A 13,154-nucleotide genomic window follows, 5' to 3' on the forward strand; every position below is an offset into this window, starting at 1 on the left:
CGCAGCCGAAGACGGCGACCCGGGCCCCCGGTGGCAGGTCGTCGCGCAGCCGGGTCAGCTCCGCCGTCACGTCCTTGTTGCGGACTCTGCCGGTCGCACGCCGGATCGCCGGCAGTTCCTGCCTCACGTGCCAGGCGCGGGTGTCACCCAACTGGGGCAGGTGCCGGGAGAACCACGCCCACAGCAGTTCGGTCACCGGCTCGGGATGCTTGTGCAGAATGGTGAGCACGTTACTGCGATTGTCGCTGACATCCTGCGTCACCGATCGCGGGTGCGGTGTGTCCACCGCCCACGCCTCCTGGCTGACCTCGAACGCGAGACCGCGCCGGTGCAGCCTGATTCCCAATTCCATGTCCTCTCCGCCCCAGGACCGGAAGTCCTCGTCGAAACCGCCGACGGCACGGAAGTCAACCGTCGGCACGGAGCAGTTGAGCGACCAGAACAACTGCCAGGGCAGTGGAATGCGCGAGAGGTCGAACCGGCTGGAGGCGAAAGTGGGATGACGGGAGTCCTGAAAGGCGGGGGCGGCACCGAACCGCCGGACGATCTCCTCGGGGCTGTGGGAGCGCAGTGCGGCATCCAGGCCGGGGGTGGGGTCGTCGGGCCGGTAGCCGTAGGTGTAGCCGATCACCGCGCGTGACGGGCCGGGGCGTCGGTGCACGGCCAGGTGGGCGGCGAGGAAATCCGGGCCGGGCAGCACGCCGGTGTCGACGAACGCCAGGACGTCGGCGCCGGCCAGCCGAGCGCCGGCGTTGCGGGCCGCGGCGGCGCGGAAGCCCAGGTCCTCCTGGTGTACGTACCGTATGCGCAGACGGTCGGTGAATGCCTCCACCCGGTCCCGGGTGTCGTCGGTCGAGCCGTCGTCGGCCACGACGACCTCGAAGTGCGCTGCCGACATCCGTTGGTCGGCCAACGCGGTCAGGGTGCCACACAGCAGTTCGGAACGGTTGTACGTCGGAACAACGACGGAGATCAGTGGCGTGGCATCCTGCGTGGACATGGCGGGAACTCCGTAGGTGGGAATCACCACCGTAAATGGCCGACGATCGACACACCCCGTCATCGACCGCGATTAGGGGTCGGCACTGGGGTCCAGATCGGCAGCCATTGCCACCTTCTCGCCATTTGAGAATGCCCGACCCCGACGACGACTCCTCCGCAATTCCGAGCCGCGGTTTCCGTGAGCCTGCCTCGTCACCGGGGGCCGTCCTGACGCCGACGGACCTCCGGATCGAGCATCCGCAGGTGCCGGCGGCCGAGGGGGCCCGGTTGCCGACCCGTTTGCGGAGGCGCACCGCGGGAACTCGGCTGCCCCGTCGGCGAGAGAGAGGGCCCGAAGGTGAACGACAACGAGTTCCTCGCCCTGGTGGCGACGCGTTCCGGCCTGTCACCGGAGCAGGCCGCCGCCGTCACCCGGGCCACCCTGACCACCCTGGCCGAACGCATCGACGGTGGAGAGGCGCGCGACCTGGCCGGTCAGCTTCCCGAAGGACTGCGGGCGCACGCCTTCGGCGCCAGCGAGGCCGCCGAACGGTTCGGGCTCGACGTGTTCGTCGCGCGGGTCGGTGGCCGTGCGGACGTCGACGGCGACCAGGTGAGAGACGGCGTGACCGCGGTCTTCGACGTCCTGCGCGACGCCCTCGACCCCGCCGCGTACGAGCAGGCGGTCGCCCAACTGCCCGCCGAGTACGCCGACGTCGTCGACCGGTCCGCGCCGTTCGTCCGACGCCGGTCCTGACCAGCGCGCGCAGCCGGCCCGTCGGGGCGGCCGTCGCGGCGACGGCCCGGAAGCGACAGCAGGACGAGCCGGTGGCGCCGCCGGAGAGCCGGTGGCGGGGCGGACGCCCGTCAGCGCGGGGTGAGCAGGTAGTCGTCGACCTCGGGATTCCAGGCCAGGTCGACGACCCCGCCGGTGGCCGCGGCCTTGCAGAACTGCAGGAAGCTGCGGTACCCGAGCTTCTGCTCGCTGAAGTCCGGCCGGGCCCGACGGAGCTGGTTCTTCAGCCCGGAGAGCGCGACCGGGCCGCCTGCGGCGGCCAACTCCGCGACCACGGTACGCAGCAGCCCGAAGGCCACCTCCCGGTCGCCGTGCTCGGGCAACGACACCTCGGGATCACCCTTGGCCGGGCCTTCGGCCAACTCGACGACGTTGTGCGCGGCGAGGTGACGCAGCAGCTCGCCGAAGGTGCGGAACCCGTAGTCGGACTCGCTGAAGGTGGGGTCCTTGCGCAGCAGGGTGAGCTTGAGCCGGGAGGCGGTCACCGCGCCCCCGGCGCCGCCCTGCAGACCGGCCACCGTCTGCGCGACGACCACGGCGAGGGCGTCGACGTCGCGTACCGGCTCCTCGGCGGCGGCCACCTGCTCCAGGTCCTGGTCGGCCGGGGCGGCGGCCTCGGCCGGGCGGGTGGGACGGCCCCGCCGGGCACGCGCCGGCGGGATGTCGACCCCTTCCAGCCGGTCGTAGTAGAGGAACTCGTCGCACGCCGGCGGCAGCAGCGCCGAGGTGGACTTCTCCACGCCGACCCCGATCACCCGCTTGTTGAGCTCGCGCAGCTTGTGCACCAGCGGGGTGAAGTCGCTGTCGCCGGTGCAGATGACGAAGGTGGAGATGTAGCCGCGCTCGAACGCCAACTCCACCGCGTCGACCGCCATCTTGATGTCGGCGGCGTTCTTACGGGAAGCGCCCATCCGCTGCGGGATCTCGATCAGCTCGACGTGGGAGCGGGTGAGCATCCGGCGGTCCTCGTCGAAGTACGACCAGTCGGCGTACGCGCGCCGCACCACCACCCGGCCGCGCTCGGCGAGGGCGTCGGCGATCGGGCGGAAGTCGAAGGGCCTGCCGCCATGGTGGTCGCGCGCCCCCAGGGCCAGGTTCTCGTAGTCGAGGAAGAGGGCGATCCGGTCTTCTTGATCCACCAGGTCAGCGTACGCCCGCCCGGGCCGCGGTCGAGCCGGCGCGCCCACCGTGGGAACTGCACGAACGCACAAGTGCCGATGTTGCGGAATGTGATTTCAAGATTACCCTGACTAGATGTTCAGCTAATGGAAATAGACGTGCGTGAAGCGGCGCTGGCAGGCTGACCCAGGACGCAGGTCCGGGTCCCGGCGCGCCCCTCGGTGCACGGGCCCCGACGATACGGGGGTGGACGTGACGGCGAAGGTCCTCGTCGTGGATCCGGTGGCGACCACTCGCGAGGGTGTCGCCCTCATCCTGGAACGCTGCGGCTTCCAGGTGGACCGGTCGGGCAGCGCGGACGCGTGGCCCACCCACCAGTGCATGGACGCCGTGGTGATGAACGTACACACCGAGGACGACTTCACCGGGGTACGCGCGCTGCGCGACCGCCACGACAGCGTGATCGTGGCCCTACTGCGCTCGTCGGAGGCACGTGACTACCAGACGGCCCTGACCTGCGGCGCCCGGGCCGCCTGCGCCTGGGACACCTCACCGCAGGATCTGGCGATGGTGGTGACCGCCGCGTTGGCCGGCCGGACCGTGCTGCCCACCTGGATCGTGGAGCGGCTGGTCGGCCTGGTGCAGCAGGCCCCACCCGAGCCCACCGTCTCCGCGGAGGAGCTGCGGTGGTTGCAACTGCTCGCCCGTGGCGGATCGGTGACCGAACTGTCCATCATCGCGGGCTATTCGCCACGGGAGGTGTTCCGCCGGCTGCGTCAGCTCTACCAGCGGATGGGAGTCAGCAACCGGCAACAGGCCATCGCGGTGGCCGGCACCTGGGGACTGGTGGACGTCGCCGCCACGGGTGACCGACGAAGGCTCTCGCGTGTCTGACGATCGCCCGTTCGACCGGGACCGCCACCGCCTCGTCTCGACGATAATCAATTGCCTGCGAACAACGGGGGTTTCAGGTGATAGACGTACGGCGGCTTCGACTGTTACGTGAACTGTCCCGGCTCGGTACCGCGTCAGCGGTCGCCGAGCTCTACTTCCTGTCGCCGTCGGCGGTCTCCCAACAGCTGTCCACGCTGGAGCGGGAGGTCGGTGTCACGCTCCTGCGCCGAATCGGACGCCGGCTGGCCCTCACCGCCGCGGGAGAGCTGCTCGTCAAGCACGCGGACCGGATCCTGGTGGATCTCGAACGAGCCGAGGCGGATCTGGCCGCCCTCCAGGCCGAGCTGCGGGGCAGGGTACGCATCGCCGCGTTCCCCACCGCCTCCCGGCTGTTCATGGTGCCCGCCCTCACCGCCGCCGGACGGGAGCACCCGGAGCTGACGATCGCGTTCGAGGAGATGGAGACCCACGAGGCGGTGGACGCGCTGCGCCGTGAGGATCTCGACGCCGCCATCATCTACGAGTACGAGGTCCTCGGCCCGATCGCCGCGCCGGACCTGGAGATCGTCACGTTTTTCAGCGAGCCGATGGTGCTGCTCGTCGGCCAGGACGAGGCGCAACGGCCGACGCACCTGGCCGAGCTCGCGGACCGACGGTGGATCGCACCGCGCCCCGACACCCTGTGCCACGCCGCGTTCGTCGCCGTGTGCGAGGCAGCCGGCTTCACGCCGCGGATCGACGCCCTGACCAACGACTACCTGCTCACCCACAACCTGGTGGTCGGTGGTCTCGGGGTCGCCCTCGTCCCCACCAGCGGACTGGTGGGCATGCCGGTGACGCTGCGCTCGGTGGCGCTGCAGGACCCCGGGCTGGTCCGTCGGGTGTGCTTCGCGTCGCGCATCGGCGGGCAGCGGCGACCCGCGATCATCCGGATGTTCGACACCTTCCTGCGGCTGACCGAGGACTATCAGGACCTGTGACCCTCGCTCACCCGCGGGTGTCCTTGACGGTACGCAGCGGGAAGAAGACCTCCGCGCGGCGCACCCCAGGCAGCGCGCGGATGTCCTCGCTCACCACCCGCAACAGATCGCCCTCGTCCTGGAATCCCACCCAGACCAGCATGTCGTACGCGCCGGTGCACGGCACCACGTTGTCGAGCCGGACGAGGGCGCCGGCGGCCTCCAGCACCGGGTCGGTGCTCCCGTCGACGGACAGTCCGATGACCGCCTGCCGCGTACCGTCGACGACATCCCGGTTGACGCGCACCGCGACGCGGGCGACACCCGTGTCGAGCAGGTGTTGCACCCGCCGCCGGGCGGTGTAGGGCGACACCCCGGCGTCGGCGGCGAGTTGCAGGTAGGAGCGGCGTCCGTCGGCCCGCAGGCCGGCGAGGAGCGCGCTGTCCACGTCGTCGAGCAGCCGGTCACCGCCCATCGGTGACCCTCCCTCCGCTGGTCGTGGCCGGTGGCGGGACCGCCGCCACGGCCACCGGGGCCGGTGGCGCCGGGGACGGCACCACGGTCGTGTCGCCGCCGCCGTGCGGGAAGGCGGCCAGGCCGCCGACGATGAGCGCCGCCCCCACGGCCTGAGTGAGCGTGAACTGTTCGTCGAGCCCGATGATGGCGGCGAGCACGCCGAAGACCGGGATGAGATTCAAGGTCATTCCGGCCGCCCCGGCCGGGACCTTGCGGATGGCGAAGTTGTAGAGCAGGAAGCTCATCGCGAAGCCGAGCCCACCGGCGGCCACGGCGGCCGCCCAGTGGCCACCGGCCGGTGTCAGCTCGGTGAGCCGCTCCTGACCGGACGTCCACTGCACGCCCGCGACCGGCAGGGTGAACAGCAGGCCGAAGCCGAACTGGTAGGTGGTCATCTCGATCGGGTCTACGTGCGGTGCCAGCCGGCTGGCGAAGATCACATAGATCGCCGCCGACAGCGCGCCTCCCATGATCAGCATGTCGCCGACGCTGACGGCGTTGACGGAGTCGGCCCGGTTGAGCACGGCCACGCCGATGACGGCGAGGGCCAGGCCGAAGGCCGAACGGCGGCCGATGCGCTCACCGAGGAACAGCGCGGCCAGGATCACCACGAAGCAGGATTCGAGGCTGGACAGCAGCGAGGCGTTCGCCGCCGTGGTGTAGCCCAGCCCGAGGGTCAGACCGGTGTAGGCCAGCGCCGGCTCGAAGAAGCCGAGCAGGGCGAAGCGCCACGGCGCCGAGGGGCGGCGCATGCCGCGTACCGCCAGGGCCGGCCAGAGGATCAGGTTGGCCACGACGAGTTGTACGACCAGCAGCGTGATCGGGGGGAAGCCGTCCAGCGCGTACTTGGTGAAAGCCGCCGAACTGCCCCAGCCGAGCGCGGCGACGACGAGCGCGGCGAGGTGCCAGGGCCGCCTCATGCCACGGCCCGCTCGACCGGGCAGCGGTCCTGCGGGCAGATGACGTAGTCGCAGAGTCGGCAGATGCGGTCGGCGGAGTGCCGGTCGGTGCTCAGCTCCGCCAGGACCCGCTCCACCATCGTGCCGAGGGCGGCGCGCTCCTGCGGTCGCAGGCCGGCCAGCGCGTGACGCAGCGTCTCCCGACGTCGCGAGACGATCTGCAGGGCCACGGCGGAGCCGGCCGGGGTCAGGTGGACGGCGACGCTGCGGGCGTCCCGGCCCGGCCGGCGCTCCACCAGGCCCGCGCTCGCGAGCCGGTCGACGAGGCGGACCGCACCCGAGTTGGTGATGCCCAGGACACGGCTGAGGGACTCGACACTCTCCCCCGGGCAGGCCTGGAGGGTGGCCAGCGCGGCCGGCGCGGACGCGCCGAGGCCACTGACCTGGGTGCCCGCGTCCGCCATCCGGTCGTGCAGGGCGTCGACGAGGGCGCCGAGGAGATTGAGGGCACGGCCGTCCATGGCCGTAAGATACATGACTGCGTCAGTCATAGACACTCCCGTCAATGCCCGCCGCGCCCCGGCCGGGGCGCGGCGGGCGGCGCGACGTCAGGACACGAGGAAACGCTCGAACGCCCAGCACTCGCCGTCGGCGGCGGCGCCGGCGTACCGGGCGAACGGGTCGTAGCTCGACGGTGTCCAGTCGGTCTGCACCGACGGACACGGGCCGAGGTACGGGTTGGCGACCGCCAGCACCTGCTCGTGGTCGAGGTCGTCCGGCACGCACAGCCCGCGACGCGGGTTGCGCACGATCCAGTGCACGGCCCCGAGCACCGAGGCGGCCACCTGCAGCGTGGTGGCGTTCTGCCCCGGCACCAGACGGCGGGTCTCGTGGATGTCCAACTGCGAGCCGACCCACCAGCCGTTCAGGTCGTGCCCCAGCAGCAGGACGCCGAGTTCGTCGGCGCCGTCGACGATCTCGTCGGCCATGATGCGCTGGTCCTGCTGGAGCTCGTAGCCACGCATCCGGCACTCGTGCAGGGACGCCATCGCCGCGTCGGTCGGCAGGTAGGCGTAGTGGACGGTCGGCCGGTAGCGGGCGGTGTCACCGTCCCACACGGTCAGCTTGTCGCTGATGGTGAACGCCTCGCCGTGCCGAATCACCATGCCGATGATCGGGCCGCCGATGGGCACCCACGAGCGGACCAGTGTCGTCATGCCGGTACGGGCGATGCAGATCTGGTTGCGCGGACCCGACTCGTGGGTGAAGGCCCCCTGCGGCAGGGCCGGCTCGTGGGTGCCCCACCCCAGCTCGGCCGGCGCGATGCCCTCCTCGTAGAAGCCCTCGATCGACCAGGTGTTGACGAACTCGCCCACCCGCTTCGGCAGGTTGCCGATCTGGGTGTCGCGCTCGGAGATGTGGATGACCTTCGTCCCGGTCAGCATCGCCAGCTGTGCGTGGTCGCGGTCGCCGAGGGCCGATTCGAGCGCGGTCGCCCGCTGCGGCTCCAGCGGCGCCGGGAGCCGGTCGGGGTCCTTCAGCATCGCCGTGGCGATGTCCTCCAGCGCCACCTTGGTCCAGTGGCTGACCAGACCGGGGTTCGCCCCGTGCTCGACCACGGCGGTGCTGCCGTCGGCGCCCCACCGCCGGGCGTGCTCACGCAGCCGCATGTGCCGGGCGTAGAGCGTCCGCTCGCTGGGGTGCTTGGCGGCCTGGTCCTCGTACGGGTCCCACAGCTCGACGGAGGTGTCGACGTAGAGCACGTCGTTGCGCTGGCACCAGTCGACGATGTCGATGGTGTCGATGTTCCAGCTCAGGTTGATCAGCAGGTCGCCCCGGCCGAGGTGCTCGCCGAGCGTCGCGGCGAGGTTCTCCGGGGTGATCCGGTGCCGGACGTAGCGGGCCCCCGCGGCGAGGGTGTCGGGGATCTTCCCGGCCAGGTCGGCGAAGTCCATGACGGTCAGCCGGGTGAAGTCCATGTCCAGGTGCCGCAGGAGCAGCGGCTGCAGGCACTGCGACACCGATCCGCTGCCGAGCAGCAGGACGCGTCCGGGGAAGGTGAGCTTTCCGGGCAGGGTCACTCGTCGTCTCCTATGCAGACGGTTGGCAGGGGCGGGAATCCGTTGAACCCGACAGAGGCGTAGGTGGTGGTGTAGGCGCCGGCGGCGAGGATGTCCACGGTGTCGCCCTGGCGCAGGGCCAGCGGCAGCCGGTAGGCCGCGCGCTGGTAGAGGATGTCGACGCTGTCGCAGGTGGGGCCGGCCAGCACGACCGCGCCGTCGGGTCCGCCGTCGTGCGGTGTGACGAGCCGGTACCGGATCGCCTCACCCTCCGTCTCGGCCAGCCCGCCGAAGCGCCCCACGTCCAGGTAGACCCAGCGGGTGTCGTCGTCGAAGGTCTTGCGGGAGACCAGGACGACCTCGGTCCGCAGCACGCCCGCGGTCGCGGCGACGTACCGGCCCGGCTCGGTGGCCAGCCGGGGACGGGTGCCGAAGTGCCGCCCGACCGCCGCCGTGATCGCGGCGGCGTACCGCTCGATCGGCGGGACCGGGGAGGTGTACTCCACGGGGAAGCCACCGCCGATGTTGAGCATGGTCAGCTCGATGCCGGCGGCGGCGAGCGCGCCGAACACCCGCGCCGCCACGGCCACGCTCGGCTCCCACCGGCCCGGGTCGAGCTGCTGGGAGCCGACGTGGAACGACACGCCCACCGGCCGCAGGCCGAGCCGGCGCGCCTGGGTCAGCAGATCGATCGCCATCTCCGGGGTGCAGCCGAACTTGCCGCTCAGCGGCCACTGCGCGCCGGCGCTGCTGGCGAGCAGCCGGCAGTACACCGCCGAGCCGGGCGCGTGCTCCGCCAGCTTGAGCAGCTCGTCCTGGCTGTCGAAGACGAACAACCGCACGCCGCTGCGGTAGGCGTACCGGATGTCGGAGACCTTCTTCACCGTGTTGCCGTACGACAGTCTCGACGGGTCCGCCCCCTCGGCCAGGCAGAGCGCGATCTCGGCCGGGCTGGCCACGTCGAAGAAGGCGCCGGCCCGCACCAGCCGTCGGACCAGGCGTGGCTCCGGGTTGGCCTTGACCGCGTAGTAGGAGTCGGTGTCCGGGAAGGCCGAACGCAACCGCTCGTAACGGTCGGCGGCGATGCCCGGATCGAAGTAGAGGCACGGGGTGCCCGTTGCCGCTCCCCACTCCCCCTCACCGACGGCGTCGACGACGGCACGGCGTTCGACGATCTGCAGGCCGCCCCGGGGCTCAGTCATGACCACCGGCCCCGGTGGGCAGCACGTTGTCGAGGGTCAGGGTGAGGCAGCGTACGCCGCCGCCGGCCTTGAGGAACTCGCCGACCGGGCGGACGACGACCTCGAACCCCCGGCGGCGCAGCTCGGCCTCCAGCCGGGCGGAGCAGGCCGGCATGATCACCACGTGTCCGACCACGATGGAGTTGGCGCTGAACGCCAGCGCCTCCTCCATGGTCAGCAGCACCGGGTCGGGCACGAGTTCGGTCAGCGCACGGCGTCCCTCGCGGTCGAAGGCGTCCGGAGCCACGATGGCCTGCCGGTCGTCGAGCGGGCAGAAGGCGATGTCGACGTGGTACAGCCGGGGATCGACCAGGCGTACCGGCAGGATCCGCCAACCGGTGCGGGCGGTGACGTCGTCGTAGGCCGCCCGCTCGGACCGGAACCCGTACCCGGCCACCAGGACGTCACCGAAGGCGAGGGCGTCACCCGCGCCCTCCTGCCAGCCGGCCGGCGGGTCGAGCACCTTGCACCCGAACTCCTCGAACCAGGCCCGCAGGTGAGGCGTCTCGCCCTGCCGCTCGGGGTGGCGCATGGCGGCGGGCAGGAAGAAGTCCCCGCTGACGATGCCGCCGTTGGCGACGAAGACCATGTCCGGCAGGTGCGGTACGGCCGGGATCTGCTCGACCAGGCCGCCGGCCTCGCGGATCGTCTCGACCAGTCCCCGCCACTGCTCGTGGGCCGACTGTTCGTCGACGGCGACGTGCGGATCCATCCAGGGATTGATGGAATACGACACCTCGAAATAGTCGGGTGGGCACATCAGGTAGTGCCTGCCCCGCGTGAATTCCTCCGTCGTCATGTGCTGTCCTCCACCTTCACCGGGGATCGCCCGGTTCGTCCGGTCAGTAACGGAACTGCTCGTCGTTCCATGCCTCACGCGCCTGCCAGGGGTTGTGGTACCGGTTGCAGTCGTCCACGGGATGGCCCTGGAACTGCCCGTAGTTCTCGTGGTCGGCCGGGAAACGCTCATCGGTGATGTAGTCGAGGAGCAGATTGGGCCAGATCTCGACACCGCTCGACTCGTACGGCCCGCTGACCCGCGTCCCGTCGACCGTGACGGCGGTCGGGACGAGCACGTCGGTGTGGTAGAGGGCCGAGTAGCTCTGCGGGTCGAAGTCCGGCGGGACGTAGGACGGCAGCCGGCGGACCGGACACCCGTCCTGCTCCTCACGTCGGCGGTTGTGCCAGCTCTGACTCGGCACGTCGCCCGCGCCCAGCCCGCCGTTGCCGATCGACCGGAACGCCGTGTCCCGGACGAACTCGATGGCGGCCGGCAGCGAGTCGAAGAAGCCCCGGGCGTGCAGGGAGTTGGCGTAGTGGCCCGGTGAGTTCATCGAGAACATCAGGCCGCCGGGGACCCGCCGGTCGTGGTTGCGGGTGCCGTGCGCGCCCGAGTAGAAGATGTTGCAGCCGACCTTGAACAGGTGCAGCCGCCCGTCGAGGCGCAGCGGCGCCGCCTCGGTGTAGATCACGTCCGGACGGGTCGGGGCGTGCTCGATCAGGTACAGGTCGGACAGGAACAGGCACAGGCGCAGCAGTTCCTTGCCCGGCGCGGCGAAGGCCAGCCGACGGCTGTTGAACATGATGAGGAAGCCGCTGGCCAGGCCCTGCTCGGCACGGTCCTTCCAGCGCCGCCGGGCCTGCTGGATCGTGGCGCTGACATGGTCCGCGCCGCGGGCCAGGTCGTCGTCGGTGAGCCAGCACACCTCCGCCTCCAGGCCCTTGGCCGCTGCCGGGCCCTTGGCCGCGTGTGCCGCGAGACGCCCGAACAGGCAGGGCTGCCAGCGCCCCACCCACTGGAAGAGCGCCCGGCGCTTCTCCTCGACGTCGGCGTCCGAGAGCAGGGTGTGGTGGGCGCGCTCGATGTCGTCACCGAAGTCCGCGTTGGGCGGCAGGCTGGGCAGCTCGTCGAGCATGTCCGACAGGCTGGGCAATGGTCCCCGCGAACCGTTCAAGGTCCCGATCAAGCTCACTTTCCGGCCTCTTCTCCTGACACTTTTCATCGGCTCCCACCAATCGGGCGGGCGGTCGCCATATTTGTATCCCCTGCGACCGGCGCGCAGGTGTGATGAATGTTGTCCCGGCACCGACCGATATCCGGCGCGGTCGCGCCAGGAATTCGTCGCGATCGCGCCGGATATGGCCGGGCGGCCCGCCCGACCTCGACGCGCACCGCATTTCACTGCTATCAAGTAATGCGTTTCGAAAAAGAAGGGCCGACACTTCCAGAGGCGGAGAAAATGCGGATCGGAGACGGTGTCGTCGTCCCCGCGGTGCTGCGCGACCTGCCCCAGCTACCCGCCGACGTGTCCTTCGGGGCGGACATCGACGCCGCCCACGAGGTGCTGCTGTCGCCGGGGAGCACCGAGGCGCAGCGTCGCGCGGCCCTGCACCGGTGGCTCGCCCGCAGCCAGCCGTGCCTGTTCGGTCGCCTCGCCACCCGGCAGGACGACGACGTCCGGGCCAGTAGAGGGCTCGGCATGGACGTGTGCTGGATCAGCGACGAGGACCTGTCCCGGGGCCTGGACTCGGTGACCGGGAAGATCCAACGCGCCCGCCGCCGGTGGAAGGACCGGGCCGTCACCGGCCACAGCAGCGCCTTCCTGATCATGTTCAACAGCCGGCGTCTCGCGTACGCCCCGCCGGGGCCGGAGCTGGCCGCCACGGCGCTCACCCTCGCCAGCACGTACCTGGTCGAACACGCACCGATCCGGCCGGACGTCATCTACACCGAGGCGGTGCCGCTGCGACACCCCGACGGCGCGCTGCGCGTCTACAAGGCCAGCGCCCAACTGTTCCACACCTCGGCCCACCTGCGCCGCCACCACGACCGCAGGGTGCCGGGCGGGCTGCTCATCTCCATGAACGCCCCGGGGCACTACGCCCAGGCCCTGGTCGCCCGCGGGCTGATGCCCGATCTCACCGAGGCGATGGCGTTCGTCCGCCGGATGGCCCTGCGCTCCATCGGCGCCGGCGGCATCGGCCACCCCCGGGCGCACGGCTCGAGCTGGCGCAACCCGGCGCCTGACGCGTCCGGCGGCACCTGCCCCCGCGACGGGTTCGACCCGGACCGCTACTCCGCCACCTACCAGATCGACGTCCTGGTGCAGCCCGAGGTGCTGACCGACGCGCGAGTCCGCACCGACGGGCCGTGGGCGGCCGAGGAGATCTGGTCGTCGCTGCACCTGGACTACCTGGATCCCGCGCCGACCGATCCCGGATCCCCGGAGCACGGGTGGGTGCACGGGCTCGACGTCGAGGAGACGGCCCGCCACGACAACCCCTGGCCGGCCTGGCCGGCGGTCAACGCACCGGACTTCGACTACTGAGGAGGCGCCGTGCTCGTCCGGCAGATCGGCGACGACCAACTGCTACCCGGCTACGGCGTGCGGTACCAGCAGATCTATCCCCACGGCGGAGAGGACCTGGCCGACTGGGGCGTCGGACGCGCCGTGCTCGACCGTGGCGACGCCACCGACGAGCACGCCCACCCCGAACACGAGATCTTCCTGATCCTGTCCGGACGCGGGGACATGACCGTCGGCACGGAGCAGCAGCCGGTCGTCGCCGGGCAGGCCGTCGTCATTCCCGCCGACACCCCCCACCGTCTCGTCAACACCGGCGCCGACCCGCTGGTGCTGCTGTCCGTGTACTGGCCGCCGGCGTACGGCCGGTTCGACCTGTAGGGA

At 71.1% G+C, this 13,154-nt stretch carries 13 protein-coding genes and 1 pseudogene; 5 read left to right on the forward strand and 9 right to left on the reverse strand.

What is annotated here, in order from left to right; all coding sequences use genetic code 11:
- Positions 1 to 316: 316 nt before the first annotated feature.
- Positions 317 to 1,063, reverse strand: a pseudogene (locus ACPFP2_RS21620) (glycosyltransferase); the annotation flags it as partial.
- A gap of 276 nt (positions 1,064 to 1,339) precedes the next feature.
- Between ACPFP2_RS21620 and ACPFP2_RS21625 the strand changes: the two are divergent.
- Entirely contained in the window at positions 1,340 to 1,738 is a 399-nt protein-coding gene (locus ACPFP2_RS21625) for a DUF2267 domain-containing protein (RefSeq protein WP_424090992.1), read from the forward strand.
- 110 nt (positions 1,739 to 1,848) lie between these two features.
- Here the strand turns inward: ACPFP2_RS21625 and ACPFP2_RS21630 are convergent, their stop codons facing one another.
- Positions 1,849 to 2,916 (reverse strand): NYN domain-containing protein, encoded by a 1,068-nt coding sequence (locus ACPFP2_RS21630; RefSeq protein WP_424090993.1) that lies wholly within the window; start codon positions 2,914 to 2,916, stop codon positions 1,849 to 1,851.
- Between the two features lie 226 nt (positions 2,917 to 3,142).
- Between ACPFP2_RS21630 and ACPFP2_RS21635 the strand changes: the two genes are divergently transcribed.
- Both ACPFP2_RS21635 and ACPFP2_RS21640 read left to right on the forward strand, forming a co-directional pair.
- Positions 3,143 to 3,790: a hypothetical protein gene (locus ACPFP2_RS21635; protein ID WP_424090994.1), complete on the forward strand. Its 648-nt coding sequence runs from the start codon at positions 3,143 to 3,145 to the stop codon at positions 3,788 to 3,790.
- Positions 3,791 to 3,867: 77 nt separating this feature from the next.
- Positions 3,868 to 4,770 (forward strand): LysR substrate-binding domain-containing protein, encoded by a 903-nt coding sequence (locus ACPFP2_RS21640; RefSeq protein ID WP_424090995.1) that lies wholly within the window; start codon positions 3,868 to 3,870, stop codon positions 4,768 to 4,770.
- 7 nt (positions 4,771 to 4,777) lie between these two features.
- Here ACPFP2_RS21640 and ACPFP2_RS21645 read toward each other — a convergent pair whose 3' ends face one another.
- From ACPFP2_RS21645 to ACPFP2_RS21675, 7 genes are all read right to left on the reverse strand, one after another.
- Complete coding sequence (locus ACPFP2_RS21645; protein ID WP_424090996.1) at positions 4,778 to 5,224, reverse strand: Lrp/AsnC family transcriptional regulator; 447 nt, start codon at positions 5,222 to 5,224, stop codon at positions 4,778 to 4,780.
- Positions 5,214 to 6,185: a DMT family transporter gene (locus ACPFP2_RS21650; RefSeq protein ID WP_424090997.1), complete on the reverse strand. Its 972-nt coding sequence runs from the start codon at positions 6,183 to 6,185 to the stop codon at positions 5,214 to 5,216. The genes ACPFP2_RS21645 and ACPFP2_RS21650 overlap by 11 nt, the downstream gene beginning before the upstream one ends.
- On the reverse strand, positions 6,182 to 6,685 hold the full coding sequence (locus tag ACPFP2_RS21655; protein WP_424090998.1) for a MarR family winged helix-turn-helix transcriptional regulator: 504 nt from the start codon (positions 6,683 to 6,685) through the stop codon (positions 6,182 to 6,184). Before ACPFP2_RS21655 ends, ACPFP2_RS21650 begins: the two co-directional genes overlap by 4 nt.
- A gap of 87 nt (positions 6,686 to 6,772) precedes the next feature.
- Complete coding sequence (locus ACPFP2_RS21660; protein ID WP_424090999.1) at positions 6,773 to 8,245, reverse strand: saccharopine dehydrogenase NADP-binding domain-containing protein; 1,473 nt, start codon at positions 8,243 to 8,245, stop codon at positions 6,773 to 6,775.
- On the reverse strand, positions 8,242 to 9,426 hold the full coding sequence (locus ACPFP2_RS21665) for a type III PLP-dependent enzyme (RefSeq protein ID WP_424091000.1): 1,185 nt from the start codon (positions 9,424 to 9,426) through the stop codon (positions 8,242 to 8,244). Before ACPFP2_RS21665 ends, ACPFP2_RS21660 begins: the two co-directional genes overlap by 4 nt.
- Entirely contained in the window at positions 9,419 to 10,264 is an 846-nt protein-coding gene (locus ACPFP2_RS21670) for a dimethylarginine dimethylaminohydrolase family protein (protein WP_424091001.1), read from the reverse strand. The genes ACPFP2_RS21665 and ACPFP2_RS21670 overlap by 8 nt, the downstream gene beginning before the upstream one ends.
- A 43-nt stretch (positions 10,265 to 10,307) precedes the next feature.
- Positions 10,308 to 11,381, reverse strand: a complete 1,074-nt coding sequence (locus ACPFP2_RS21675; RefSeq protein WP_424091002.1) for a hypothetical protein — start codon at positions 11,379 to 11,381, stop codon at positions 10,308 to 10,310.
- Positions 11,382 to 11,705: 324 nt separating this feature from the next.
- Here ACPFP2_RS21675 and ACPFP2_RS21680 point away from each other — a divergent pair, with 324 nt between their 5' ends.
- On the forward strand, positions 11,706 to 12,794 hold the full coding sequence (locus tag ACPFP2_RS21680) for a hypothetical protein (protein ID WP_424091003.1): 1,089 nt from the start codon (positions 11,706 to 11,708) through the stop codon (positions 12,792 to 12,794).
- A 9-nt stretch (positions 12,795 to 12,803) separates the two neighbouring features.
- Positions 12,804 to 13,151 (forward strand): cupin domain-containing protein, encoded by a 348-nt coding sequence (locus ACPFP2_RS21685; protein ID WP_424091004.1) that lies wholly within the window; start codon positions 12,804 to 12,806, stop codon positions 13,149 to 13,151.
- Positions 13,152 to 13,154: the final 3 nt, after the last annotated feature.

It is taken from the genome of Micromonospora citrea, from assembly GCF_049629545.1.
In the GTDB taxonomy this organism is placed as follows: domain Bacteria; phylum Actinomycetota; class Actinomycetes; order Mycobacteriales; family Micromonosporaceae; genus Micromonospora; species Micromonospora citrea_A.

Bases quoted from the DNA above. Each gene is read 5' to 3' on its own strand.
- ACPFP2_RS21645 (WP_424090996.1), bottom strand. From the start codon at position 5,224: ATGGGCGGTGACCGGCTGCTCGACGACGTGGACAGCGCGCTCCTCGCC.
- ACPFP2_RS21650 (WP_424090997.1), bottom strand. From the start codon at position 6,185: ATGAGGCGGCCCTGGCACCTCGCCGCGCTCGTCGTCGCCGCGCTCGGC.
- ACPFP2_RS21655 (WP_424090998.1), bottom strand. From the start codon at position 6,685: ATGGACGGCCGTGCCCTCAATCTCCTCGGCGCCCTCGTCGACGCCCTG.
- ACPFP2_RS21665 (WP_424091000.1), bottom strand. From the start codon at position 9,426: ATGACTGAGCCCCGGGGCGGCCTGCAGATCGTCGAACGCCGTGCCGTC.
- ACPFP2_RS21670 (WP_424091001.1), bottom strand. From the start codon at position 10,264: ATGACGACGGAGGAATTCACGCGGGGCAGGCACTACCTGATGTGCCCA.
- ACPFP2_RS21675 (WP_424091002.1), bottom strand. From the start codon at position 11,381: ATGCTCGACGAGCTGCCCAGCCTGCCGCCCAACGCGGACTTCGGTGAC.
- ACPFP2_RS21680 (WP_424091003.1), top strand. From the start codon at position 11,706: ATGCGGATCGGAGACGGTGTCGTCGTCCCCGCGGTGCTGCGCGACCTG.